General features: G+C 27.1%; 33 protein-coding genes. 7 read left to right on the forward strand and 26 right to left on the reverse strand.

Features of this window, described 5'->3' with window-relative positions; genetic code table 11:
- Positions 1-92 precede the first annotated feature (92 nt).
- The 17 genes from Q3304_RS19220 to Q3304_RS19300 form a co-directional block, all read right to left on the reverse strand.
- Positions 93-536: a RusA family crossover junction endodeoxyribonuclease gene (locus Q3304_RS19220; protein ID WP_407815227.1), complete on the reverse strand. Its 444-nt coding sequence runs from the start codon at positions 534-536 to the stop codon at positions 93-95.
- Between the two features lie 12 nt (positions 537-548).
- Complete coding sequence (locus tag Q3304_RS19225) at positions 549-1,355, reverse strand: DNA adenine methylase (protein WP_407815228.1); 807 nt, start codon at positions 1,353-1,355, stop codon at positions 549-551.
- A gap of 114 nt (positions 1,356-1,469) precedes the next feature.
- The gene (locus Q3304_RS19230; RefSeq protein WP_407815230.1) at positions 1,470-1,709 is read right to left on the reverse strand and encodes a hypothetical protein; all 240 of its coding nucleotides are present in this window, start codon (positions 1,707-1,709) and stop codon (positions 1,470-1,472) included.
- 108 nt (positions 1,710-1,817) lie between these two features.
- On the reverse strand, positions 1,818-2,150 hold the full coding sequence (locus tag Q3304_RS19235) for a hypothetical protein (protein WP_054276475.1): 333 nt from the start codon (positions 2,148-2,150) through the stop codon (positions 1,818-1,820).
- On the reverse strand, positions 2,134-2,268 hold the full coding sequence (locus tag Q3304_RS19240; RefSeq protein ID WP_255615867.1) for a hypothetical protein: 135 nt from the start codon (positions 2,266-2,268) through the stop codon (positions 2,134-2,136). Before Q3304_RS19240 ends, Q3304_RS19235 begins: the two co-directional genes overlap by 17 nt.
- The gene (locus tag Q3304_RS19245; RefSeq protein WP_054271827.1) at positions 2,268-2,633 is read right to left on the reverse strand and encodes a hypothetical protein; all 366 of its coding nucleotides are present in this window, start codon (positions 2,631-2,633) and stop codon (positions 2,268-2,270) included. The genes Q3304_RS19240 and Q3304_RS19245 overlap by 1 nt, the downstream gene beginning before the upstream one ends.
- Before the next feature lie 11 nt (positions 2,634-2,644).
- Complete coding sequence (locus Q3304_RS19250) at positions 2,645-2,902, reverse strand: hypothetical protein (protein WP_054276473.1); 258 nt, start codon at positions 2,900-2,902, stop codon at positions 2,645-2,647.
- A 78-nt stretch (positions 2,903-2,980) separates the two neighbouring features.
- Positions 2,981-3,772, reverse strand: coding sequence for a hypothetical protein (locus Q3304_RS19255; protein WP_407815231.1), 792 nt, complete (start codon positions 3,770-3,772; stop codon positions 2,981-2,983).
- Between the two features lie 14 nt (positions 3,773-3,786).
- Positions 3,787-4,689 (reverse strand): phage recombination protein Bet, encoded by a 903-nt coding sequence (gene bet, locus Q3304_RS19260; protein WP_407815232.1) that lies wholly within the window; start codon positions 4,687-4,689, stop codon positions 3,787-3,789.
- A complete protein-coding gene (locus tag Q3304_RS19265; protein ID WP_407815233.1) occupies positions 4,682-4,957 on the reverse strand; it encodes a hypothetical protein in 276 nt (91 codons plus the stop codon). Before Q3304_RS19265 ends, bet begins: the two co-directional genes overlap by 8 nt.
- Positions 4,958-5,034: 77 nt before the next feature.
- Positions 5,035-5,280, reverse strand: a complete 246-nt coding sequence (locus Q3304_RS19270; RefSeq protein ID WP_407815234.1) for a hypothetical protein — start codon at positions 5,278-5,280, stop codon at positions 5,035-5,037.
- Entirely contained in the window at positions 5,270-5,452 is a 183-nt protein-coding gene (locus tag Q3304_RS19275; protein WP_407815466.1) for a hypothetical protein, read from the reverse strand. The genes Q3304_RS19270 and Q3304_RS19275 overlap by 11 nt, the downstream gene beginning before the upstream one ends.
- A 132-nt stretch (positions 5,453-5,584) precedes the next feature.
- A complete protein-coding gene (locus tag Q3304_RS19280) occupies positions 5,585-6,028 on the reverse strand; it encodes a helix-turn-helix domain-containing protein (RefSeq protein WP_407814996.1) in 444 nt (147 codons plus the stop codon).
- 27 nt (positions 6,029-6,055) lie between these two features.
- Entirely contained in the window at positions 6,056-6,310 is a 255-nt protein-coding gene (locus tag Q3304_RS19285) for a hypothetical protein (protein WP_407814995.1), read from the reverse strand.
- A gap of 44 nt (positions 6,311-6,354) precedes the next feature.
- On the reverse strand, positions 6,355-7,128 hold the full coding sequence (locus tag Q3304_RS19290; RefSeq protein WP_407814994.1) for a phage antirepressor KilAC domain-containing protein: 774 nt from the start codon (positions 7,126-7,128) through the stop codon (positions 6,355-6,357).
- A 15-nt stretch (positions 7,129-7,143) separates the two neighbouring features.
- The gene (locus Q3304_RS19295; protein ID WP_407814993.1) at positions 7,144-7,587 is read right to left on the reverse strand and encodes a helix-turn-helix domain-containing protein; all 444 of its coding nucleotides are present in this window, start codon (positions 7,585-7,587) and stop codon (positions 7,144-7,146) included.
- 54 nt (positions 7,588-7,641) lie between these two features.
- Entirely contained in the window at positions 7,642-7,845 is a 204-nt protein-coding gene (locus Q3304_RS19300) for a helix-turn-helix transcriptional regulator (protein ID WP_219674161.1), read from the reverse strand.
- Between the two features lie 151 nt (positions 7,846-7,996).
- On the opposite strand from Q3304_RS19300, the gene Q3304_RS19305 reads away from it, so the two are divergent.
- Positions 7,997-8,317 (forward strand): helix-turn-helix transcriptional regulator, encoded by a 321-nt coding sequence (locus Q3304_RS19305; RefSeq protein ID WP_235701994.1) that lies wholly within the window; start codon positions 7,997-7,999, stop codon positions 8,315-8,317.
- A gap of 61 nt (positions 8,318-8,378) precedes the next feature.
- Here the strand turns inward: Q3304_RS19305 and Q3304_RS19310 are convergent, their stop codons facing one another.
- Positions 8,379-8,501, reverse strand: a complete 123-nt coding sequence (locus tag Q3304_RS19310) for a hypothetical protein (RefSeq protein ID WP_407814992.1) — start codon at positions 8,499-8,501, stop codon at positions 8,379-8,381.
- A gap of 269 nt (positions 8,502-8,770) precedes the next feature.
- Between Q3304_RS19310 and Q3304_RS19315 the strand changes: the two genes are divergently transcribed.
- Positions 8,771-8,998, forward strand: a complete 228-nt coding sequence (locus Q3304_RS19315; protein WP_107613008.1) for a helix-turn-helix domain-containing protein — start codon at positions 8,771-8,773, stop codon at positions 8,996-8,998.
- A gap of 186 nt (positions 8,999-9,184) precedes the next feature.
- Here Q3304_RS19315 and Q3304_RS19320 read toward each other — a convergent pair whose 3' ends face one another.
- The gene (locus tag Q3304_RS19320; protein WP_219674209.1) at positions 9,185-9,676 is read right to left on the reverse strand and encodes a GNAT family N-acetyltransferase; all 492 of its coding nucleotides are present in this window, start codon (positions 9,674-9,676) and stop codon (positions 9,185-9,187) included.
- 91 nt (positions 9,677-9,767) lie between these two features.
- Positions 9,768-9,959, reverse strand: a complete 192-nt coding sequence (locus Q3304_RS19325) for a hypothetical protein (protein WP_407814991.1) — start codon at positions 9,957-9,959, stop codon at positions 9,768-9,770.
- A gap of 550 nt (positions 9,960-10,509) precedes the next feature.
- Between Q3304_RS19325 and Q3304_RS19330 the strand changes: the two genes are divergently transcribed.
- Complete coding sequence (locus tag Q3304_RS19330; protein WP_407814990.1) at positions 10,510-11,676, forward strand: tyrosine-type recombinase/integrase; 1,167 nt, start codon at positions 10,510-10,512, stop codon at positions 11,674-11,676.
- Between the two features lie 58 nt (positions 11,677-11,734).
- Here the strand turns inward: Q3304_RS19330 and Q3304_RS19335 are convergent, their stop codons facing one another.
- Positions 11,735-12,574 (reverse strand): MerR family transcriptional regulator, encoded by an 840-nt coding sequence (locus tag Q3304_RS19335; protein ID WP_407814989.1) that lies wholly within the window; start codon positions 12,572-12,574, stop codon positions 11,735-11,737.
- 756 nt (positions 12,575-13,330) lie between these two features.
- Between Q3304_RS19335 and Q3304_RS19340 the strand changes: the two genes are divergently transcribed.
- The 4 genes from Q3304_RS19340 to Q3304_RS19355 all read left to right on the forward strand — a co-directional run bounded on the left by Q3304_RS19340 (position 13,331) and on the right by Q3304_RS19355 (position 21,106).
- Positions 13,331-15,565 carry an EAL domain-containing protein gene (locus Q3304_RS19340; protein WP_407814988.1) on the forward strand — a complete coding sequence of 745 codons (2,235 nt, stop codon included), beginning with the start codon at positions 13,331-13,333 and terminating at the stop codon, positions 15,563-15,565.
- Between the two features lie 222 nt (positions 15,566-15,787).
- Positions 15,788-17,521 (forward strand): diguanylate cyclase, encoded by a 1,734-nt coding sequence (locus Q3304_RS19345; protein WP_407814987.1) that lies wholly within the window; start codon positions 15,788-15,790, stop codon positions 17,519-17,521.
- Positions 17,522-17,882: 361 nt separating this feature from the next.
- On the forward strand, positions 17,883-20,096 hold the full coding sequence (locus Q3304_RS19350) for an EAL domain-containing protein (RefSeq protein ID WP_407814986.1): 2,214 nt from the start codon (positions 17,883-17,885) through the stop codon (positions 20,094-20,096).
- On the forward strand, positions 20,096-21,106 hold the full coding sequence (locus Q3304_RS19355; protein WP_407814985.1) for a substrate-binding domain-containing protein: 1,011 nt from the start codon (positions 20,096-20,098) through the stop codon (positions 21,104-21,106). The genes Q3304_RS19350 and Q3304_RS19355 overlap by 1 nt, the downstream gene beginning before the upstream one ends.
- A gap of 166 nt (positions 21,107-21,272) precedes the next feature.
- Here Q3304_RS19355 and Q3304_RS19360 read toward each other — a convergent pair whose 3' ends face one another.
- From Q3304_RS19360 to Q3304_RS19380, 5 genes are all read right to left on the reverse strand, one after another.
- Positions 21,273-21,713: an HTH domain-containing protein gene (locus Q3304_RS19360; RefSeq protein WP_407814984.1), complete on the reverse strand. Its 441-nt coding sequence runs from the start codon at positions 21,711-21,713 to the stop codon at positions 21,273-21,275.
- A 92-nt stretch (positions 21,714-21,805) separates the two neighbouring features.
- Positions 21,806-22,378: a DUF4145 domain-containing protein gene (locus Q3304_RS19365; RefSeq protein WP_054269902.1), complete on the reverse strand. Its 573-nt coding sequence runs from the start codon at positions 22,376-22,378 to the stop codon at positions 21,806-21,808.
- 19 nt (positions 22,379-22,397) lie between these two features.
- Entirely contained in the window at positions 22,398-23,153 is a 756-nt protein-coding gene (locus Q3304_RS19370) for a DUF3658 domain-containing protein (protein ID WP_407814983.1), read from the reverse strand.
- Between the two features lie 113 nt (positions 23,154-23,266).
- A complete protein-coding gene (locus Q3304_RS19375) occupies positions 23,267-23,698 on the reverse strand; it encodes a hypothetical protein (RefSeq protein WP_054269900.1) in 432 nt (143 codons plus the stop codon).
- Positions 23,685-23,915, reverse strand: coding sequence for a helix-turn-helix transcriptional regulator (locus Q3304_RS19380; RefSeq protein WP_407814982.1), 231 nt, complete (start codon positions 23,913-23,915; stop codon positions 23,685-23,687). The genes Q3304_RS19375 and Q3304_RS19380 overlap by 14 nt, the downstream gene beginning before the upstream one ends.
- Positions 23,916-24,018 lie beyond the last annotated feature (103 nt).

Here is a 24,018-nt window from a genome sequence, read left to right on the forward strand (position 1 = left end):
GCATATCTTTATATGGATTTGTTTAATTTTATTAGTATCGTTTTTTATAGAGTATATTAATAATTTTATTGTGACTTTTATTTAGACTCTTTTTATATAATATCCTCTAGTACAACTTCAACTCTTGGCTTATCACTATAATATTTCTTACTCACTACTTCTACAATTTGAGAATCATCTTTATAAGCTATACCATTCAAACTATCAGCTACAGACTTGATTATATTATCTAAATCGGGTTTTTTACTTGGTCTTATCAACCCTTCTACTTTAGCTATAGCATCCTTATACGCTTTAGTATTTACCTTATTTTTCTTTAGTGCTTCTCTATCTTTTTTAGTAATGTCAAAGTAACAAATAACCATCATTTTAACATTGCCTTCAAAGAAGTGTTTTACTGTAGAATTATACATAAGTCTAATCCAGTTTTCATAAAGTACAGTTTGTTCGGTTGTGTATGCTTTACCAGTTTCTGTACTCATTCTAGGTCGTGCCTTTGCCCTTGGTTCTCCATCTATTGTAAAATTAATCTTCATTACTCTCTCCTATTATTTAAATAAACTAAGTTGTTTAGTAGTTTCAAAATTGGTCCATAATACTTCTTTTCTTAATCTGCCTTGTTCTGCATGTGACTTAAACTCTAACTTATTCCAATTTTTGAGCATGCAATTATACAAGTTAGAATCATATCCACTTATTATTGCAGGACCAGCATGATTTAAAAGCACTTTCAGTAATTTTTCATGTTCTTCTTCTGTTTCCATTTCTATATTGTACATTTTTTGACTTCTTGTTTTTAATAGATATGGAGGGTCTGCATATATTAAACAATCATTTTTGTTGTATTTTTTTATTAACTCTATTGCATCTCTATTTTCTATTTCTGCATCTTTTAGCCTTATAGCTGTATCTAAAATAGTTTGAGGTAACTTATTCCATTTGCCTACAACTTTTTGAAAGCATTTTTTACTCTCTTTAGGACCTGCATGTTTCCATCCAGTCTTATATCTTTGTAATCCAGCTCTAGACATATTTGTTCTTATTATAAATTTTCTAGCTTTTTCTATATCATTATCAGTTTCAAAAATAGTACAATTTATATACTCATCTCTTGAATATGGAGTAAAGTATATAGCATTTGCCAGCTCTACAGGATTATCTCTTATACATTTAAATAGGTTTGCAATTTGTTTATCTGCATCATTCAATATCTCTGTATTACATGCTTCTTTATTGAAAAATATCGCTCCGCTCCCAAAGTAGGGTTCTAAATATATATCATGTTTTGGAAGTATGCCTATTATGTTATGTGCCACGCTCCATTTTCCGCCTGGCCAATTTAAAACCTTATTCATTTTTTCACCTTCTTAGCCTTCTTTCTACATCCTTTACAACAATAAACACCTTTAGATTCTTCATCAAGATAAAATAGTTTGCCACACCAACTGCATCTTCTTCGTTTCATAAAATCACTCCTTATAATTCCTAAATGATTCAACTAACATTTCAGTCTCTCCACAAGTATCTTCTACAAAGTCTATTTGTCTCCCATTAAACTCTTTTATATAATCTGCTATATCATATACTCTTTGACATTTATGCTCTATACAATGGCAAATGTCATTTATGCTTACTTCTTCTGGTATTTCAATTATAATTTCATGTTCTAAATTTACTTTTTCCTCAAACTTAATTTTATATTTTTTCATTTTAAATCCTCCTTTATTTCGTTTTTGAGAGTCGCAAAACACTTCAACAATAATTTATATTAAAATACATTTTGCAACTCTCTAAACTGTTTTTGTTAGATATTTCTTCTATTCAAATATAAGTTCTTCGCTATCAAGCCACTTTTTAATACCATCCTCACAATCATATTCAATATTATTAATCTTGCAGTCATAAATACAACATTCACACACCTGTTTATTATGTAAAAAATCTATCAGCCTATTAATAAATAGTGACTCCTTTTCTTGTAATTTCTCTTTAAGAGTTTTATTTTCTTCTCTTAACTCACTAATTTCATTAAAAACATCTAAAAGTAACTTTGAATCTATCTCATTATCTTCATTTGAAATTCTGTATTCATAAATCCTACCAACCATAAAACTAGTTACTATTAATGTAATACTAGTTAAAATATTCATTTTTCAACATCTCCTCATATTCTTCTCTAGCCTTGTCTATAGCGATTAATATTTCCTCGCCATCATTATATAGCTCTTTTGCTCTTTTAATTGTGTATTCCGTTCTTGAAACTTCCATTATTCCTCCTCAACATATTCAGCTCTCCACCCACTTCTAGTTTGACTTTTATTTCTTATTGCTTGATAAACTGACTGATGTTTTAATCTTAAAAAACATGCTGCACTATCTATAGAATTAAATATTTTTTCCTTGCCAGTTTTAGTATTAATCAGCTTTATTTTTGAACCTTTTTTTATCTTTTTTCTTTTTCTTTCAACATCAAACTCTATTAACATTTTTTCAGAAGTTGGAAATACAAGTTCTCCATCTTCTATTACTCCATAGATGCAGCAATATAATGCCATGTAACTTCTAAGTGTCAAATCATCTTCAAATATGTTATTTGCAACAGAACCACTAAAATATCTATCAACTTTAAACATTTTAATCCTCCTTATTCAATTGGCATTTCAAACACTTTTTCTTTGTAATACCTAACTCCATCTTTATTTATAATGTCAAACTTAGTTCCTGCAATAATAGCATCTTGTATTCTGTTTAATACTTCAATGGCTCTTCTTTCTGATTTATATTTTCCTATCTCTCTAAAATTCGATTCTCCTTCAAATACTGCATATACTTGCTCTCTATTCACTTCAATTCTATTGACTTTCATTAAATCTAATCTATCTTGACTTCTAATTATTATCATTTCTATTCCTCCAATATATTTATTTTTATTTAACTTCTAGGAAGTAGTATTGTATAATTACTCCCTAGATTATTTAACTTAACTGAATTTCTCCTTCTGGCTTTTCTTAATAATGTCGTCTAATTCATCACTGGTGTACTTAGTAAATGTCTCATTAAAATTATGAAACTTAGTCTTTTTTGTCTCTGAGATATTTTTACTTTTATTTTTTCTAAAGTTATCATCATTGTTGTAGACTGTTTTCAGATATTTAAAACTTTTACCATCACATTCTTTATATATTTCTATAGCTACTAAAAGCCTTTCTATATCCCAATCTTTAATTGTATTACACATATTTTTACTTATTTTTAATTGCGTCATTTCTTCAATTATTTTCTTCTTTTCCTCCACCTCACTGGTTTGGTTACAAGGTATAGTAGAAGGATATAGTGGATGGGTTTTTCGTTCCGGATTTATATCCGTTTGGGTCGGATTTTTATCCGAGTGGTTCGGATTTATATCCGAGCAGTCGGATTTATTTCTGACCTGTTGATAACTATCACTAATCAACTCTATGTACCTATATCCTAATTTATAGTAACTCCATGTACCACCTTGCTTTAATGTAGCATGTTCTAATATACCTATTTTATCTAGCTTTTTGAGTACTCTATAAATAGTGTCATGCTTCTCTGTATAAAGAATTGGTAGCTCTTTAATAACCCCAGAATAATCAACCCAATAATATTCAATTCCATTAATAAGTTTTCTTGCCATCCTGCCACTACCTAGAAAATCTACAAACCATCTCAATATAAGTAAATCCTTTGTGTTTAATCCTAATTCTACTGCCTTTTTCTGACTGAATCCTAATATTGTATATTTCAAGGTGACTCACCTACTTAATCAAAATTCATAGTATCTTCCATACTCATTTGACCATCTTTGTTTTCAATTTCTTCTTTTATCTCTACTTCATCCTCTTTTACTTCCTCAAACTCAGCATCTATAAAATCATCTTTTGGTTCATATTCACTTAGTAATTCAATTAATTCATCTACTTCCTCAAATTTTAGTTCTTTTAAATCAAATCCATTACTCTCACAAAATTCTTCTAACTTTGATGTATCTTTTTTATTCTCATAATCATATAAACCTTTCGTTGATGCTAATTTAAGTATTCCTTGTTTTTGTGATGGACTTGCCTTACCTATTTCAATAGGCTTTTGAGGTAATTTATCGAGTACAGTCTTTATTTCTGCACTATCGTATAATCCTTGTAAATCCTCTGGGAACGCTTCTCTTAAAGCTGTAACAATTGCACATTTTCTTATCATTACACAAGGCATTTGCTTCCAAGTAGCTTGGCTCTTTGAATACTCTTCTAAAGACACTACAGACTTTATAGGGAACTTCATACCCCTTACTGATACTTCACACCATCCTCCAATTAACGTCTCTTGTGGTAGCTTTAAACTACCCTCTCTTTCAAATACTTCTCCATTTTTATTTACAGTTACTATCCCAGCTTTCATACCTTCAAAGTTAGGGTTTTTATTTGCTCTTTTTACAAATACATCCTTACCAACTACTATATTTGCTGGTGAATTACCAAACTTTATTAGATATGCTTCTTTTATAAAAGGATTTAGTTTCTGAGCCTTGCATAATTCTATAAACATTAGAACTTCTTGGTCTGTTACATTTCCGCTACCACTTACTAGATAATTCTTTACTGTTGTATAATCAAGTATTTGACCTGACTCTAAAGTACATGTCGCTAATTCTAAAGCCTTATTATTCATTTTCCAACCCCTCCATATCTTTTATATTTCTTCTTAAAACTGACATAAAGCCATTTACATAATCTCCATACATTTCTTCTGATTCATATTTTTCTAAATGATTCTTAAATTGTTCTAAAGTCCAACCTTTTTCATGTTTTTCTATACAAGATTTTAAGGCTGATATTTCTCCAAACCTTTCATCCAAATCAATTTCATCAACTATAGTAAACTGTGAAAAAAATAATCTATCTTCTAAATCTTTAATTATCTCATTTCTAGTTTTCATTTCTTCCCCCTTGTGCTATAATATAGCTAATTAAATTTTAGTATGTTTTTGAATTGAGCCACTGCTATGGCTCTTTTCTACATTATTTGAACACTTAATGGTCTATCTGTTTCAAATTCTTCTCTCATTAGTAGTTCTTCTGCTTCTTCGGTATCTTTTTCTATTCTCTTGTACTCTGCATATGCTTCATGCTTAATTCTGTCTTGTTCATCTGTCGTAAGACTTCTATCTGCCCATGCCCTTTGTACTATATCTAAATATATTAAATATTGTGCTTTTCTGTATTTTTCTATATTTTTGATTAATTCTTGTCTACTCTTCATTTTCCACCCCCCCTATTGATTCAATTTCTGAATTTAGCATAAGCAAAATATCCTCATATGCTCCTAATTCTTTTTCATCTGCTCTACACTTATATCCAATTGACTTTTTAAATTCTATCCTCTCATTTAGAGCCTGTATCTTATATTCTAAAAATCTTTTAGTTACTTCCATCTTCAATCCCCCTTAAAGTTCAAGTCCTCTTTGCTTACATTCTTCCATATAAGCTACACACTCTGCATAAAAGCGTAGTGTAGGTACTTTCTTGTGTTTTTTGCAAAATCTTAGAAACCATCTTAGAGTCATTTAAATCACCCCCTCTCTAATTTCTTTCATTTCTCTAAGCATTTCTTTGATGTTTTTTCCTTGATTTCTAGTTATAAAATCATCTAATTCATAACTAGAAACTTTAGTCGCTCCTACATCAACAGATTTTAAAAGTCCCATTTTTATTAACTCATATCCAAACCCTTTATCTATCTTTAATCTCTTACTTGCTTCTTCAACAGACATTAAATAATCTGGATAACCTTTGCTTACTATAATTGTTAATTCTTTTGGTTCTAATAATTCTATTTTCGAAGTTTCATTTAAGTACTTTGAGATTTTCTTTTTATAGTTGTTTAAATTCATTTCTACAACTTTACGAATACTTTCTGAAAAACAAATAGATATATTATCTAGGTCATTAAAACTTTTATCTTCTTGCTTATCTAAATTAAAGTTAGATATATTACCCAATTTCTCCACCACCATTTCAAGAATATTCTGTATTTATTACTTATCAAGAAAGTTATAAAATAGTGCATCAAGCATGTATAATAAGTGATTATCTTTGTCTATTGTCAATACTTCTTCATCTTCTATGTAAAACTTAATTAAATCTTCATCTAAACAATGAGTAATAAAAGAGTTATCATCACCACTTATTAACATTCCAACTTCTTTTAACACGCCTTGTTTATTTTTAATTTGAACCTCTGCTATTTCATCAAGAGTATTTTTTATACCATAGAATATATCTTCGCTCATTGTAACTACCTCCATAATTTTTAATTTTCAAAGTACTTTCAATTTTAACCTAATAAAGTTATCTGACATTCTCTTTCTCTTACTAAGCCATCTTTTATAAGTAATAATCTAAACGTTTCTCTTCCTTTTGGATTTATTAATGTTTGAGTATCTGAATGTCCGTATGGCGTTGTAAATTCTTTCAGTTCAAAGTACTGCATCTTATTAGAATAAGGTTTTATCTTTCCTTTTAAATCTCTGTAACAATATTTCTTCTCTATTAACCATAAAACAAATACTTTTTCTTTTACTCCAAGTTCTTTTGATGTATCTCTTATATTAGTTAGTAAATTTCTTTCTACTAAAGCATCAAAATAGTCTGCTTTTGGTTTCATTACTTGATTTTCTAATTGTAATTGTTCTTTTTCTTCAACTTCTATTAATAACTGTTGCAATGCTTCTTTATATGTAGTTGGTAACTTTAGTTGTTCATTTTCTTTTACTCTAAAGTAGTTATTAATCAATTCTCTTTGTACTGCCCAAGCTAAATCATCTGTTAGAGATTTTACTAACATTAGATAACCACTTTCAGTTATTAAATATGTTCCAGAGTTATTTATTTCAGAACGACGAATTTCGTTGTTCCCAATATCAGATGGTTTAACAAAGAAATAGTCCACACCTTCTATGAAGTGTTTCTTATTTTCTCTAAAATTTCTTCCTGCTGTTCCTTCTACTCTTTCATGAATCAAATCAACTTCTTTAAATGTCACAACTCTTTCGCCTTTAAACTCTTTAATTTGCAATTTCTTATCATTTATTAAAACTAAGTTATTCATACAATTTTCTCCTTCCTATTTTGTTTTCTTTGAAAGTTTCAAAATTAAAATTGATTTAAAAATATCTTCTAATTCTTGCATAACATCATCCCAAATTTCTTCTTCCTCTTCGTCAATTACATCATCTTCAACTATATCTATGAAATCATCTTCCTTTTTTAGATAATCTTTAATTTCTTTATGCAACTTTAGAGTTATACTTGAAAGACTTTTCATTTCTAACTTTGGTAAAAACATTACTCCTGCTTCTGTAGTCCTTCTAACATGTTCATAACCTAATAAATTATTGTTATAAATAGAAACCATCTTTGCTACTATTTGATTGTTTGGTATTCTCTTGTCATTTTCGTAGGCTCTTAAACTCTCTACAGATATATCTAGTTGTTCAGATGCTTTTTCTTGTGTTAGATTGGTATTTTCTCTTGCTTTTTGATATATATTTTGGTATTGGTATGACATTTAAATTTCACCCTCTCTTCTGTATAATAAAAATATAAGTTATCAATTAGACGTTTAGTCCATTTTATTTTTAAAAAAAAGCTCATCTATACTTTCATTTGGGAATGCTCTTTTAAATTTACAAAGAAAATTATAACTCGGATTTCTTATCTCATTCTCTATCTTTGCATAATATGTAGCTTGCATTTTAAGTATTTTAGACATTTCATTTCTACTTTTTTTATTTTTTAATCTAAATTTTAGTAGATTATTTTTCATTTTACCAACTCCTTTTAGACGTTTCGTCCAATTGATTAATTTAATTATATAAGACATTTTGTCCAATGTCAATATTTTTTATCCATTTCGTCTTTTTTTTATTTTTTTTGGACATTATGTGCTAAACTCTTTTTTAAGCGAGGTGATTGAATTGGATTTTGGAGATAGAATAAAACAATTAAGAGAAAATATGAATTTAAGTAGAGAAGAACTCTCAAACAAAATAAATATAAGTTATTCAGCGCTATCAAAATATGAAACTAATAATAGATTTCCTGATAAAGTTACACTAAATAAAATAGCTGATTTTTTTGATGTATCTACAGATTACCTATTGGGTAGAAACAAAAATATTTCAAATGAAAAAGATGATGAAGTAAAAGAATTAGTTGATATAATATACAAATTAGATAAAGATGATAGAAATGCAGTTCTAAAAATACTTGATTCTCTAATAAATAAGCATAAATAAAAAATACATTGCTATTAAGTTAATGTATTTTTTATTTATAAAATTAATATTTTCACTATATTTAATTGGTATCTGATTTTTCATAAAAAAACATTATAATCTTTACAAAACTTTCATAACTTTTCTTATCTACAGCTTTTAACATTCTTATAATAGCAACAAGTCTTTCTTTATCATTTTGCATACTACCACCCCTTCTTTAGCCCATACAAGAACTTACGTTCGTTAAAATAGTTAGAATCTACCTTTTTTTAAGCTTCATTGCAAATTGAATAAAATTAAACTGGTCTTTTGGAATTACTTTTCTTATATTTCCTCTAACTAGATAGAGTTATTTCTTACTTATATTTTAGCACAAATTTCCAACAAAAAACGTGCTACTCAAGCACATTTATTACAAAAAACTACACAAACTATTAATTATAAAAATAATTAAAAGTGAGGTTAAATTAAATGTTAAGAAAATTAAGAAAACACAAAGGAATGACACAATTAGAGCTGGCAGAAAAATTAGGTTGGAATAGGAGTCAAATTTCAAAGCTAGAAAATGGTAAATATAAAGACATAACAATATCTACAATAGTAGACTTATCTATTGCATTAGAGGAAGATTTTTTATATTTATGTGATATTTATGGGAAAAAAGAAATGGAAAAAAGAAATAAGAAAAATTTATGTTAATAAGAAATACAATAAATAGTGCAAATTTATCAAATAAAAATAGACTAGCTAAACACTAGTCTATCCTTCATACTACTAATAACACCTTTTACAAGCTACATAACCTTTTGACTCTGCTTCTTCCCTACTCATAGTGATTGCACCTTATACCAATAAGGCGTAAATATTCTTAAGTTTTTAATCAGCCTATTTGTTATACAAAATATAACGGCTACTTTCAGCATCTAATAATGCAAAGCCACATGATAATAGCGTTTTTTCTGATGCCTTATTCATATTGTCAATGTCAGCGGTAACTCTCTTAGCATGCGGAAAAGAAAACACCTTTTCCACAAGCAATGTAATCATTTCCTTACCCAAACCTTTTCCAAGGTAAGCTTCTTCTCCTATCAGGTAGTCAATTCCGTATGAACCCAATATGGGCATTGTTCCAAAATCCTCATCTTTACTATCTTCACATTTATAGTATTGGCATAACCCAATCGGGCGCCCTTGAGACAGTACAATAAGATGTGTTAGCCATTGAAATTCTCCATTGCGCTCTTTTAGTTCATATATCCAATCACTAATTGAAACACCCAGATGCGGTATTTCATACCACCTTTTAACATGTTCCCTATTCAACCAATTTTCAACTAACGATATATCATCATCGTTTAGCAGTCTTAGTTCTAACATCATATTCACCTACAATCTTATTCGCCTAATCTGCGTTATTAGCCTTCTCATCCCAAAAAGGCGGCATTAAATCAGCCCAATAAATTGGAATTTACTTTTTCCCATATTTATCATTTCCAAGTGCGATAAATCCTGCTGTAATAGCAAGCGCAAGCATAATATCGTGTTCTCCAAGCGGGTCTGTTACAATCGAATATACCAAAAACGCAGTACAAATTAGCAATACCACTAATATGATACCACGCACAATTTTTCTGCTTTTTGACATCTCGATAACCTCCACAATTTTTCATTTGCCACGTACGTCTTATCTGCCTATGGTGTATTAAGCTCTTGCCATTTATTTTATTCTACAATTCCAATATAATTCTGTCAAACTTAGATAAATCACTTTAAGTATTCTTACAAGCTATTATTTTTATTTGAGCACCAAATAGGACACCATTTTGCACTTTCATACAAACCTATTTTATCAAAAATACAGTAATCATGCCATTTTCAGCTTGTAGAGAAACTATAACCAGCTGGGAAAATTACTATTTTTTACTAATATCATACAATCCTATTAATCAAATAAAACTTATGTATGATAAATACTTATATTGATTTTTAATAATTCTTTAACTTTTATTGTATATCCCCCTCTTTATACATTTTAATTAAATTATATAGTAAACAAATAAGAAATGTTGTCGAAAACAAAAATTATATATTTTTATCTGAATATAAGCACATAAAATAATTATTACTAGTTTTCTACCTAAATGCTATTTACTTATACTTTAACTGTTATAAAATATAATTAAGGCATATTTTTGAGAGGAGAAATTTTTATGAAAGGTGGAGTTAGAAAAAGAGGTAAGAAGTGGTATTACTATTTTGATGCAAGTATAGTAGATGGTAAGAGAAAAAAGGTAGAAAAAGTTGGTGGAGAAACTAAAAAAGAAGCTGAAAAAGCTTTAAGAGATGCAATAAATGAATTTGAAAACTCTGGTACTGTATTTGATGAAACTAATATTAGTTTATCTGATTATTTAGACTTCTGGTACAAAGAATATGTACTTCTAAATTGCAAGTTTTACACTCAAGGTAATTATAAAAGGGCTATAGAAAATCATATTAAACCAAGTCTTGGAAAATATAAATTGAAATCTATAAATCCTGCTGTTATTCAAGAATTTTTAAATATAAAATCAAAAGAAAAATATACAGAAAATGGTGAAGAAAAAAATTACTCAAAAGGAACTTTAAAATTGATTTATGGTGTTTTAAACACTTCTTTAAAATTGGCTGTATACCCATATAAACTTATTAGAGAGAACCCTGTTCAATATGTTAGTATACCTAAAAACTTAGTAAAAACTAATACTAGTAATAAAGTTAAAACTATTACCTTAAATGATTTTGATACAATATTACATAAGTTTCCAGTTGGGACAAATGCCTATATTCCTTTGATGATTGGGTTTTATACAGGTATGAGAAAAGGTGAAGTATTAGGCTTATTTTGGGAAGATATAGATTTAGAAAATAATATAATTAAAATTAGAAGAAACTTAGTAAGGAAAAAAGATTCCAATTTTGAATTAGCTCCCCCTAAAACAAATTCTTCAATAAGAGATATTAAAATTGGTGATACTCTATCTAAAATATTAAAAGATGAAAAACTAAATCAAAAGAAGCAGAAAGTTAAAATAGGAAAATGGTATAAAAAAACAGAATATAATTGGGTATGCAGAAAAAAAGATGGTTCATTTGTAACTCATGGTGATATTGACATGGCAATAGCAATAATAAATAAAGATTTAAATATTGATTTCAATTTTCATTGTTTAAGACATACACATGCTACTTTACTTTTAGAAAATGGTGCTAATATTAAAGATATACAAAAGCGTCTGGGTCACAGTAAAATAACTACAACAATGGATACTTACTCTCATGTCACACATAAAATGGAAAGTGAAACAGTAAATATTTTAGAAGGTCTCAGAATATAATTTGCCACCGATTTTATAATACGGTGGCAAATCGGTGGCAAATTAGCATTTTTTCACTCTATTTATCATCTAATTCGTTGAAATCTAGCGATTTAGTTACAAGTACTTGAATTTCAGTTACAAATTCCTCTACAATCCCAGTCTCATGTATATCTATCTTGTATATTTCTATAGGTGCAGCAATTACTTTATAATTATTTTCTTTTATAAATTTAAACACCTTTTCCATATATATTTTATTATTAGAATTGCTTCCAGCATAGTTTAAAGTTACATAATATCCCTCATCAAAAACTATATTATATATTTCCTCACTATTCTCTAAAAAACAAAATACAGATTTAAACTCATTGAATATACCTTTGCTGATTGCCTCAGTAGAAAAAGCAGAACCAATATTATTATTTCCAAGTATATTAAATCTATCTTCGTATTCTTTTTGTAATTTTTGAATCAAAAAATCAAAATCCTCATCTCTTTTTATATCAGCATTTAACTCTAAAGCTTTTCTTTTTTCTATATATACAACCTCTATCGCATCTATTTTTGTATTTTGAATTACACTTTCAATTGAACTTAATCTTTTTATAATATTTTCCTTATGACTTATAAGTTCAAATATTTTTTTATCAATTAATTCTAACTCTTCATTTAAAATGCTCTTTGTAGACTCTATACTTCTATCATCTAAATATTCTTTTATTTTTTTCATTGGAAAATTCAAACTTCTAAACTCTTTTATTAAATTTAGTTTCCATATATCTGATATGTTATACATTCTATATCCATTTACATCTCTAACTGGCTTTAGAATACCTATTTCTTCATAATACATTAATGAATCTCTTCCAATTCCATATATTTTAGATATCTCTCCTATTTTATAGTAATCTTTCATTTATACAATAAAATCCTCCATAATCTTATTTTTATTTTATAATCTATATGTTTCTATCTATAACTATAGTTTTAGAATATACTAAAAATACCTCTAAAACAAGGATACGAAAATAAGTAATCTGTAATCACCCATTAAAATCTATTTATTTTCCTATTATAATATTTCTAATTTTAATCTTTATAAACAACATTTTTAGATTTGTAGTTTTTTACACCTATAGATATTATGTCTTTTTTACAAGATTTTTTATATTAAAATAAATTTCTATAAATTATCATTTTATTGATTTAGTAAGTTAATATTTATTATGGTAAAAATATAAAATTAGACTTAATTCAAATAACTGAAATTAAGTATATGAAATCATTGCTATGATACGAATTTATTTATAATAAATTAATTATAAATAAATTATTTATTCATAAAATTATTAAAATTAATATTAGCTATAATGAGTTCTATAGTGTCAACTGCATAATCTGCAATCTATCTATTTATAAAAAAATATGATATAATTGCATTCAAAAAGGAAATCTTTCAATACTCGAACTTAATAATTAACTAATTTTATCTAAGATTATTACTAGACTAAAAAATTTTTATTTTTAATATTATAACAAGTAAGTTGATACATCTAAGTTTGAAATACTTATTAAAAATAGATTAGTCAAATTATTTATAAATTAACATTTAAATATTTTTAGCATAAATATATTTATCGTCAAAATTTCAAATATCTTATGGAGGAATACCATGCAAAATTATGATTATATAAAAATGTTAAATAAAAAGGTAGAACTATTAGCTAATGAATTAGATAATAGAGATTATAAATTAAAAATCTCAAATGAAATAGATTTTTTTTCTAAAATACCAAACAGGGAGTTTGTATACCAATATATTGATGACTGTATTTCAAAAAATATACATATTGGAGTTATGTTATTAAATATTGATAACTTTAAATTATTTAATGATATATATGGATACTTGGTTGGAGAAAATCTATTAATCAACCTAACTCAAGAACTGTTGTACTTTATTCCAGAATCAAATGGAATAGTTGCTTATCTAAAAGGTGAAGGATTTTTAATTGTAATTCCTAATATATCAAATGAAGAACTAGATAATATAGGTACAACCATTATAAAGAGTGCTAGAGAATTAAAAGTACAACTTCCTAATGAAAAAGAAATACACTCTAATGTTACATTTAGTATTGGTAGTACTATTTGGGATGGCGAACCAAATGTAACTACTTTAGTGATTTTCAATCAAGTATACAGTGCTTTAAAAAAGGCCAAAATAGAAGGTAAAAATAGATACATACCATTTGATTTTGATGATAATAATTTTTATAACAAATTGGAAAATGATAAAGAATTTTTATACGAAATATCACATGCTTTACAAACTAAACAAATTGAAGCATTTTATCAACCACTCTATAATATAAAAAACAATACTATAGTAGGATGTGAAGCTCTTGCTCGATGGAGACATCCAATTAAAGGACTTCTTACTCCAGATAAGTTTATACCTTTATTTGAGCAATTTGGTTTAATAACAGAATTAGATTTATATTTATTTGAAGAAAACTGCAAAAATATAAGAAGATGGATTGATAACAATGATGTTTTTGTTCCAATTTGTTGTAATTTTTCTCGTCTTCACTTTTTTAATCCTAATTTTCCAAGTATGCTAAAGGGAATTACCGAAAAGTATAGTGTTTCTACATCAAATTTCAGCATTGAAATCACAGAAAATGTATTGCTAGAAAATACAAATACTATTATTCAACAGTTAAATGAGCTTCGTTCTTATGGTTTTTCTGTATCTATGGACGATTTTGGTTCTGGATATTCATCTTTTGGTATGTTGCAAAATCTACCTTTTGATGTAATCAAAATTGATAGAATATTTTTATCTCATAATTTGAATGATTTCAAAAATGCAACAATTTTATACTCTATAATAAATATTGCAAGAGCTCTTGGAATGCTTACAGTGTGTGAAGGTGTTGAGACAGAACAACATGTAGAATTTATTAAAAGTATAAATTGCGATATTGCTCAAGGTTATTATTATGCAAAACCTATGGAATGTGCTCAATTTGAAAAATTACTATCTAAAGAAAATAATTCAGGAGAAATGTTTATAAAATATTCTGATATAGGAAAATCCTTAGTAGAAAAGATATTTGATGAATTTTTTATTATGCAAGACATGAAAAAACTAAAATCAAATGTAACTGAAGATATTCAATGGTCTGACTTTTACAGCAAAATGGAAATTACATCTTTTGCTAAAATAATAGAACACTTTGAGAAACATATTAAAGGTAAAAAATTTTCTATTCTTTATAAAAGTATAACTCCACATGATACTGACTCAAATTTATTATTAATTAGTGGAGAAGCTGTTTTATCAGATGAGTCTGCTGAATATCAAAAGTATAGTAATTTCTATTTTAGTGCAAATTGTATAATTTCAGAAAATAGATTGCTTTTAAAAAAATTAAACCTAGACTTAATTAAAACAGCTGGCTATATAAATGAGTTTGAATCATATTCTATACCTAAAATGACAAACACTCATCTTGATGAAAGTAATATTTTATCACAATTTTATTCAATGTTACCTGTAGGTATAATTCGTTATGATTTATTTGGTGATATGATTATTACTTATATGAATGAAGAAATGTTTGATATTATAGGTTATACAAAAGAACAATTTTTTGGTGAGATGGGTGGTAACTTAAGAGCAATTGTTCATCCAGACGATTTAGACTTTATTTATAAAAAGAGTTTGGAAATGATTGATACAAATAAAATTGAACCTTTTTTATATAGATTTATAAAGCGCGATGGTCAAATTGTTACGGTTATGTATACACAATGTAATCTATATGCAATTGACGGAAGAGCTATTGCACAAGGTATGTATATAGATATAAATAAAATAAAAAATTTAACAGAAGTCTAATCCAAAACACTTTATTTTAAAGAAACTAATATATTTAAATAAATTTTTCAAAGTATTTTATAAATGTAAGTATCTTTCATTAAGTTATATTGTTGATATAGTAAAAAATTTTGAATTTATGATGATATACTTATATAAAACACTGTTTAACAACATTTTTAATTTAAGTATATTAATGTATAATATAACTGAGATGTATAATAAAAAGAAAGGGGGAATATCATGAGTATACTCCTAAAAAAAGCACCTAAATTTGCAAAACATATTATAATAAACTTTTATGTAAATAGAGATATTGATGAAATATTAAAACACCTTTCTAAAGATATCACATGGATTGGACCAGGAGAACAGGAATTTCTCACTTCTTTTAATGAAATAAAAGATTATTTTTATGCAGGTCAAAATGAAGTACCTTCTTGTGATATAAGTAATGATATATTTGAAATTGTAAGTGAAGATAAAAATAGATGTATGGTATTAGGAAAATATACTGTTAGTACTAAAGAAAATGCACAAATGGTCTTAGAAGTAAATCAACGTTGCACATTTGAGATAATTGAAGATAGAGAAAGATTACTAGTAAAACACATGCATATATCAAATCCTTATGGTGAAATGCAAATTGATGAATACTTCCCTACTAAAATTGGAACACAAAGTTATGATTATTTACAAAGATTGTTAAAAGAAAAAACAGAAGTTATTGAAATGATTACAAATAATATCAATGGTGGATTAAAGGGTAGCAATGATGATGATACATTCTCCTTTTTCTATGTTAATGAAGGATTGCCTAAAATATTGGGATATACCTATGATGAGTTTATCGAAATGAGTGGTGGTACCGCAGTAGGAGCTGTATATCCACCAGACTTGCCTAAAGCACTAGGAGATTGTGAAAGATGTTTTGCGAATGGAACTACATATTCAACTGAATATAGAATACGCAAAAAAGATGGAACATTAATGTGGGTATTGGATTCTGGAATGAAATCATTAAATAATGACGGTGTAGTAAAAATTAATAGTATTATTACTGACATCACTCAACTAAAAAATATCGAATCTGAACTAAAATTAGAAAGAGAACGCTATCGTATTGCTCTACAAAATATTACAGACATTATGTTTGAATATGACATTGGAAATGATAATTTTATAAAGTACCAACGTGTAGAAATTGACAAGAAAATTGAATTAGAAAACTTTGAAACAAAAAATTATTCTAAATTGTTAGAGTCTGGAGCAATCATTCATCTTGATGATATTGGCAAATTACTAGAAGTACTTCGTGGAAACCTTAGAGAGACAATTGAAATAAGACAATTAAACTCATTAACTAGAGATGAATGGAGATGGATTCGTGTTCAATGTTCAGTTATCTATGATAGTGACCATAATCCTATCAAAACAATTGGTGTTTTGAAAGATATAACTGAAGATAAATCTAAATTAGAAATTTTAATTAATCAAGCTCAACGTGACCCACTAACACAACTATACAATCAAAGAGTATCAGAAAACTTTATACAAGAGTACTTCTGTAGTTCTGATAAAAAAACTAGTGATGCTCTATTAGTTATTGATATTGACGATTTTAAAACTGTAAATGATACTTTTGGACATTTAGAGGGGAATGAAGTTTTAGTTGCTGTATCAAAAATATTACTACAAAACACATGTGATAAAGATATAGTTGCTCGCATTGGTGGAGATGAATTTATGATATTTATAAAATCATTAACAAATGATTTAGTAATCAAAGCTACTAATAATATTTTAAATGATACAAGTAAAATAAAAGTGAAAGATAATCATAAAATAACACTAAGCATTGGCATTGCTTTTGTTAATAATTCAATTAAATCGTATAAAGATTTATTTTCTAAAGCTGATAAAGCTCTGTATATATCAAAAGCAGCTGGAAAAAATCGTTATAGCATATGTGAATAATAAAATTATTATATTATATCTTTGCCTAAAAATAACTTATAACTTAGGTATTGTTATTTATAATTATATTAATCATAAAGTATATGATTATTTAAAAACAATCATCATATACTTTATGATTATTTTATATAAATAAACCTTTCGAAACTTTATATTTAAACTCCTTCCCTAATTCCATATAAATTTTCAAAATAAATTTATCTAAAGACATAAATCCAGTTTATTTTTAATTTTATTTTTTATATAAATTAATAATCATTTTTAAATATATTTTTGGCTTATATTATTGCCTCTGAATTATATCGATGATATACTGATACTATTTAAAGCATCTTTCATCTGCAGAAAGGATTACTATATGATGAAAACAAAAAATTTAAAGAATATTCCGTTTTTACTTACAGTCTTTGTGGATATTTTAATGGCAATTGCAGTTTTCTATCTAATGAACTATGTACAATATTTACTGCAATCAGATGTTAAAATTAATTTAACTGAAATTGTAGCACAAAATAAAGATGTAATTACAAATAAATTAATGATGGAGGTTAATAATTTAGACCTTGTTTCCAACCAAGTGTCAGAAAGATTTTCACAATCAAAAGACAAAAGTCAGGATAGTTTAAAATCTATAGCTTTAAATTATTCAAAAGAAAAAAATGATGATAGACTTTTCTTTGCATCAGAAGATGGAAAGGCAACTTTTCCAAATGGCAAAGAACTTGATATTTCAGGAAGGCACTATTTTAAGCTAGTTTCTAAGGGGATTCAAAACATATCTGAACGAATAGTTTCTAGATTAGATGGAGAGGACATTTTTGTTATAAGTGTTCCTATAGAATCTCATGGAGAAGTTATTGGCTCAATTCAAAAACAGTATACACTGAAAGAAATGTATAATCTCTGTTCAGTTTCTCTATTTTCTGAAAAAGGTCATATGTACATTATTAATAGTCAAGGATACATTCTTATAAGTTCTGAGCAGGATATATACAATAGAGAATCTGATAACTATTATAGAATGATTTTTTTACAGAACCCAGAGGTTTCTAAGAGTCTAGAGAAAGATATACAAAACAATCATTCAGGTATTATGGAAACAGAGCTAAATGGTGAAAAATATTTTTCTGCTTATACTCCTATAGACAAAGTCTATGATTGGTATTTAATCTCAAGTGTATCTACTAACGCAGTTTCAGCAAATACAAATATTGTTATTAAGTTATTCTATTTTATTTTATTGGTTGTTGTAATGTTTTTTGGTTTTAGCATGATATATTTTTTATATTTAAAAGACAAACAACAGACTAAGTTAAAAAAAATTGCATTTGTAGATACTATTACACAAGGCAATACATATACAAAATTTATGTTTGATTTACAAAATCTCCTACGCACAAATACAAACAAGCAATTTTATATTTTTACTTTTGATATTGATAATTTTAAATACATAAACAATTTTTACGGATTTGATGTTGGAGATAAAATTTTAAGAAAAATTAATGAGATTTATACTAAGAGACTTTCTATAAATGAACAAGTTGCTAGAGTTTATAGTGACCATTTTGTTGTTCTTCTAGAAGATGCCTCTGAACAAAGACTTAATTCCTTATTTGATTCAGAATTAAAGATAGAAGGTGTTACAGTATACCTTTCTGCTGGTTTGTATCCAATTATTAATCGAGATGAAAGCATCAATCTTATGGTTGATAAAGCAAACATGGCAGCTCAAAAAATTAAAGGGATGAGATATAAAAGAGTGGAAATTTACTCTGAGAAGTTTGATAAACAAATGATTCACAATGAACAAATAAAGAGAGCTATTGAAAAGGCACTTGATAATGATGAAATTATTCCTTTCTATCAACCTAAAGTTGATATTAATAGTCACAAGTTAGTTGGTGCTGAAGCGTTGGCACGTTGGAGAACTGATGATGGAAAATTAAGACCTCCTGGTGAATTTATTTCAGTATGTGAGAAAACTGGATTAATTACAGCTGTTGATATGACTATATTTGAAAAGACTCTAAAATTTATTAAGAGAAATTTAGAAAAAGGTGTGAATTGTGTTCCAATTTCTGTAAACTTTTCGCGCATGCACTTTCTTAATAATGATTTCTTAGATGTACTTCTTCAAAAATTAGATGAGTATAAAGTGCCACCTCATCTAATTGAATTAGAACTTACTGAAACTATAATTTTTGATAATTATAAAATGATTGAAGAATTTATAAACAAAGTACATGATAATAAGCTTCAAATTTCTATGGATGATTTTGGCTCTGGTTATTCCTCACTACATATGCTAAAAGATATGGACATAGATATTTTGAAAATTGATAGAGGCTTCTTAAAAGATACTGCAAATAGTGATAGACAAAAATCTATTTTTGCTGCCATTACTCAGATGGCAAGAAGTCTAAATATCAAGGTGGTAGTAGAGGGAGTTGAGAATATAGAAAATGTAGAGCTTATGCGAGAGTTTGGATGTTCTATTGCACAAGGCTATTTCTATTCAAAACCTATAAGTGAACAAGATTTTGAGAGACTTTATCAGGAGGGAAAAATATAATGAAACGTATTATAAGTTTGATTTGTATAGCAGTTCTTTTTTTAGTTAGTTTATCAGGATGTGAAAGTGCAAAACAAAATGTAAAAATTGGCGTTTCTTTTGGTGTTGGAAGTGCCACACGTTGGCAACATGAAAAAGAATATATGGAGCAACAAGCTAAAAAACTTGGTGCTGATATAGAGGTACGCCTTAATCAAACAGATAAACCAAAGACACAAAAACAAGATTGTTTTGAAATGATAGATAATGGAATTGATGTCCTTATTATTACTCCACGTGATGTAAATAAAGTTCAAGAAATATTAGATTATGCTAAGGAAAAAAATGTACCAGTTATAAATTATGCTCGTGTTGTTTTGGGTGAAAAAGTTGACCTCTTTGTAGGATATGATAGTAGTAGAATTGGACAGAGATTAGGTCAATACCTTTCAGAAATAGTTTATGATGGAGATTATATTATACTTCAAGGTGACCCTGGTGACAATAATGCTAAATTATTGTACCAAGGAGCAATGAGATATATCTCTCCTATTAAAGACAATATCAATATTCTTTTGGATGCTCCTGTAAAAGGTTGGTCTCCTGATGAAGCAAAGAAGATGGTCATTGAAGCAGTAAGTTCTAATAATAACAATATAGATGCTATTCTTGCCCCAAATGATAAAATAGCAGGAGCATGTGTTGATGCATTAAAAGAATTAGGAATTTCAAAACATGTAGTTATTACTGGTATGGATGCAGAAATAGATGCTGCTAAACGTATTGTTGAAGGTACACAAGATGTCACAATATATATGGATTTAAATGAGCTTGCTTGTACTGCTGTGAATGAAGCAGTTCATATGGTAAAGAATGAAACTATAAATGTAAATTCAGAATTTGATAATCAAAGTGGTAGTACAATTAAAGCTAACCTTATAACTGGTCAACTGGTTACTAAAGAGAATTTAGATAAAATACTCATTGATAATGGTTACTTTACTAAAGAACAAGTCTATGGTAAGAATTAAACTTTAAGTATATAAAAATATCAGATTATAAATATTTTATTACAAATACTTAATATTAATATAGTCTATCAAATAACAACTTATTTATATAAAAAAGTGGACTCTTAAAAGAGTTCACTTTTTATTTTAAATATAAAATTGTCTGTCTATAAATGCAAATTTTTTCTTAGAAACTTTCACATTCATAATTTTTAAATATTAAGCTCAAGTTCATAGCTGTTGCACATATACTATACTTCATTTCTACTGGTATACCATCTACTCCATTTATAAAATCTATTATGTATTTTTCCTCAACATTTGAAATCTTAGCTATAAATTCAGTATTAAGATTATACATATTAGTCAAAAGACTTAAAATACATCTCAGTCTAGAATCTAAGTCAACATCCATGACATATTCAAGTTGTAGAACTACATTTATTTTTTTTGACCATACATCTAGATCTTCTGTAAATTCGCTTTCATATTTCTTATACTCTCTTATTTTTTCTATGTCTACTCCAAATAAATTTGATAGGATATTTTCATCTATATGATATTCATCAATCAATTTATTAAGCAAATCCTCTATGTAATCACTATCTATTTTTTTACTTCCATTCAAATTAATCACCTCTAAACTTAAATAGGATTTTTTATACTGTACACATTTATAACAAAAGACTTTATTTTTTCTTAAAATACATCTTCTCCCTATTATTCTGCCATAGCTGGAAATTCATAGACTATCTTTAACAACATTTCAGTGAAAATTAATGTCTTCTTAGCATCTTCCTCGCTTACAATACAAATTTCATGAGTAGCTTCATTTCCTATCTTTCTTATTTGGTTCACCCATTTTTTAGAATTAGGCAATATATAATTCTTTTTATCAAGCCATTCAACATAAAATATAAATGTCTTATTTTCTTCAGCACCTAAATGTACTGCTACATTCATTAGTAACTTTCTGCAACATAAAGCTACTGATGTAAATGCATTTACACTAAATGAATTTCGAGCTTCTTCATATAAATTTTCAACATCTTTATTATTAATATGTAATACATCATTCCCAGCTTTGGACATTGGATACTGTCTATTGTCTTTATCAAAATAAGTTGGATTACCACAACTAGGACATACATATATGCTTATTTCAACCTCTTTTTCTGGGCTAGTACGATAAATACCTTCATAACCTTTTTCACTTCCTACATAGCAACCGCAATATCCACAAGTGTAGTTTTTACCTAACAATTCATTGTCTATTCCTTCCCAAAAATTCATCATCTTCACCTCCAAATACTTAAATTTTTCTTATTTCAGTATCAGAATATAAATCATCTTTACTTCCTTTAATTTCTACTATTTTTAAATTCACCAAATTCATTATTCTCCAAAGTATAAACCAATCTTTTACACGCATTTCATCTTCAAACAAAGATTCTGCAACAGCTTCAATTAAAGGTTTCCATTTATCACTAATATTTTTTAGTATATATTTATCAAAATAAGTTTCTTCAACACTTTTAATTTCTTTTCCTATCAATGCTCTAAAAATAGTATTTTCTTTAACTAATACATCCCATTTATTTTTAATTTCTAGCTTTTCATTAAATTCAATTTCTGATGCCTTGTTTAAAAAGAAATAAGTATCTTCTGGAGACATTTCACTAGTAAACGAATATTTCATTATACCCTCTTCTATCTTTTTTTCATCTATTAATGCAATTTTTATGTTTTTATCTTGAAACTTACTCACTATATAATATACGCCACATAAATCCTTTGAGTTATTTGCACACCATATTATTATGTCTCTATGTTTTACCAAGCTTCTATCTTCTAATAAATTTGGCTTGAATAATAGTTTAGGATTATTTTCAAAATCAGCTCTAACTTTAAAAATATATTTTCTTAATTCATAATTATTTACATCTGAAATATCACATATTGATAAATCATCTTCAAATACTACAATTTTATTATGTGGTATTAACTTTAGCTTCATTGCTTCTTTTAATATATAATAACAAACATCATCAAAACATATGTATGCCATGCAACTCACCTCTCTGTACAATTAATAATTTATTTTATTATAATATATAAACTGTACTTGTTAAACAATCCTAGATTATTATAGTATTATTTATAAAATTAGTTGATATATTTTTATTCACGCTTTTCATAATATAAGTATGAAATAAACTCTATAATAATGTACATCATGCTTAGAATTGCAATTGGAATAAAAATAAACATATACAATATATTTTCTGTTAAATAATAAAATAAAAAGCTACATATACTAATAATTGTTGTAATCCAAAACATAATATTTCCACTCTTAGCTTCACTTTTTAACTTTATAAGACGATTTCTTTCATCCATAGATTCAATCCTATCTTCTTGTGTAGCTTTTTTAGAAAATGCCCGAATAAGAGTTATAATCCCAAATAATAAAATTATTATAGAAAATACAACATGCTTAATTTGCAGTGTTAGCCAATCTTCAGGATATATAATATCTTTTGTTAAACTACATATTCCTAATATTGTAGCCAAAACACCAAAGGTAAAACCTTTTTTATTATAAATTTTCATATTGTTTATCCTCCAACTCTTTATTTTCTTTAAGATAGCATAAATCTTCTACTGTCGTGCCAAATACCTCTGAAATACGATAAGCAAGCATGAGCGAAGGAGCATACTGTTCTTTTTCTATAGAAATAATTGTTCTCTCGCTCACATAAACTAAATCAGCAAGTTGTCGTTGTGCCATTCCAATGGAAATTCTTAATATTTTAATTTTAGTTTTCATTGAATACTCCTTTTATAATATGAAGTTCACTTTATATAAATAAGTACTAATATAAAATCTGTTTCAGGAAGATTAGGCATGCAGATATAAAAATAAATATGAA

This window comes from Clostridioides sp. GD02377, assembly GCF_045899875.1.
Lineage (GTDB): Bacteria > Bacillota > Clostridia > Peptostreptococcales > Peptostreptococcaceae > Clostridioides > Clostridioides difficile_A.

What these genes read in the sequence shown, in the direction of transcription:
- Q3304_RS19370 (WP_407814983.1), bottom strand. Translation starts at nt 23,153, where the DNA reads ATGGCATACATATGTTTTGATGATGTTTGTTATTATATATTAAAAGAA.
- Q3304_RS19290 (WP_407814994.1), bottom strand. Translation starts at nt 7,128, where the DNA reads ATGAATAACTTAGTTTTAATAAATGATAAGAAATTGCAAATTAAAGAG.
- Q3304_RS19320 (WP_219674209.1), bottom strand. Translation starts at nt 9,676, where the DNA reads ATGTTAGAACTAAGACTGCTAAACGATGATGATATATCGTTAGTTGAA.
- Q3304_RS19285 (WP_407814995.1), bottom strand. Translation starts at nt 6,310, where the DNA reads ATGAGCGAAGATATATTCTATGGTATAAAAAATACTCTTGATGAAATA.
- bet (WP_407815232.1), bottom strand. Translation starts at nt 4,689, where the DNA reads ATGAATAATAAGGCTTTAGAATTAGCGACATGTACTTTAGAGTCAGGT.
- Q3304_RS19375 (WP_054269900.1), bottom strand. Translation starts at nt 23,698, where the DNA reads ATGAAAATTTATAATAAAAAAGGTTTTACCTTTGGTGTTTTGGCTACA.
- Q3304_RS19340 (WP_407814988.1), top strand. Translation starts at nt 13,331, where the DNA reads ATGCAAAATTATGATTATATAAAAATGTTAAATAAAAAGGTAGAACTA.
- Q3304_RS19225 (WP_407815228.1), bottom strand. Translation starts at nt 1,355, where the DNA reads ATGAATAAGGTTTTAAATTGGCCAGGCGGAAAATGGAGCGTGGCACAT.
- Q3304_RS19310 (WP_407814992.1), bottom strand. Translation starts at nt 8,501, where the DNA reads ATGCAAAATGATAAAGAAAGACTTGTTGCTATTATAAGAATGTTAAAA.
- Q3304_RS19230 (WP_407815230.1), bottom strand. Translation starts at nt 1,709, where the DNA reads ATGAAAAAATATAAAATTAAGTTTGAGGAAAAAGTAAATTTAGAACAT.
- Q3304_RS19275 (WP_407815466.1), bottom strand. Translation starts at nt 5,452, where the DNA reads ATGGAAGTAACTAAAAGATTTTTAGAATATAAGATACAGGCTCTAAAT.
- Q3304_RS19295 (WP_407814993.1), bottom strand. Translation starts at nt 7,587, where the DNA reads ATGTCATACCAATACCAAAATATATATCAAAAAGCAAGAGAAAATACC.
- Q3304_RS19350 (WP_407814986.1), top strand. Translation starts at nt 17,883, where the DNA reads ATGAAAACAAAAAATTTAAAGAATATTCCGTTTTTACTTACAGTCTTT.
- Q3304_RS19335 (WP_407814989.1), bottom strand. Translation starts at nt 12,574, where the DNA reads ATGAAAGATTACTATAAAATAGGAGAGATATCTAAAATATATGGAATT.
- Q3304_RS19345 (WP_407814987.1), top strand. Translation starts at nt 15,788, where the DNA reads ATGAGTATACTCCTAAAAAAAGCACCTAAATTTGCAAAACATATTATA.
- Q3304_RS19300 (WP_219674161.1), bottom strand. Translation starts at nt 7,845, where the DNA reads ATGAAAAATAATCTACTAAAATTTAGATTAAAAAATAAAAAAAGTAGA.
- Q3304_RS19240 (WP_255615867.1), bottom strand. Translation starts at nt 2,268, where the DNA reads ATGGAAGTTTCAAGAACGGAATACACAATTAAAAGAGCAAAAGAGCTA.
- Q3304_RS19355 (WP_407814985.1), top strand. Translation starts at nt 20,096, where the DNA reads ATGAAACGTATTATAAGTTTGATTTGTATAGCAGTTCTTTTTTTAGTT.
- Q3304_RS19265 (WP_407815233.1), bottom strand. Translation starts at nt 4,957, where the DNA reads ATGAAAACTAGAAATGAGATAATTAAAGATTTAGAAGATAGATTATTT.
- Q3304_RS19365 (WP_054269902.1), bottom strand. Translation starts at nt 22,378, where the DNA reads ATGAATTTTTGGGAAGGAATAGACAATGAATTGTTAGGTAAAAACTAC.
- Q3304_RS19250 (WP_054276473.1), bottom strand. Translation starts at nt 2,902, where the DNA reads ATGATAATAATTAGAAGTCAAGATAGATTAGATTTAATGAAAGTCAAT.
- Q3304_RS19380 (WP_407814982.1), bottom strand. Translation starts at nt 23,915, where the DNA reads ATGAAAACTAAAATTAAAATATTAAGAATTTCCATTGGAATGGCACAA.
- Q3304_RS19315 (WP_107613008.1), top strand. Translation starts at nt 8,771, where the DNA reads ATGTTAAGAAAATTAAGAAAACACAAAGGAATGACACAATTAGAGCTG.
- Q3304_RS19235 (WP_054276475.1), bottom strand. Translation starts at nt 2,150, where the DNA reads ATGAATATTTTAACTAGTATTACATTAATAGTAACTAGTTTTATGGTT.
- Q3304_RS19270 (WP_407815234.1), bottom strand. Translation starts at nt 5,280, where the DNA reads ATGAAGAGTAGACAAGAATTAATCAAAAATATAGAAAAATACAGAAAA.
- Q3304_RS19245 (WP_054271827.1), bottom strand. Translation starts at nt 2,633, where the DNA reads ATGTTTAAAGTTGATAGATATTTTAGTGGTTCTGTTGCAAATAACATA.
- Q3304_RS19330 (WP_407814990.1), top strand. Translation starts at nt 10,510, where the DNA reads ATGAAAGGTGGAGTTAGAAAAAGAGGTAAGAAGTGGTATTACTATTTT.
- Q3304_RS19220 (WP_407815227.1), bottom strand. Translation starts at nt 536, where the DNA reads ATGAAGATTAATTTTACAATAGATGGAGAACCAAGGGCAAAGGCACGA.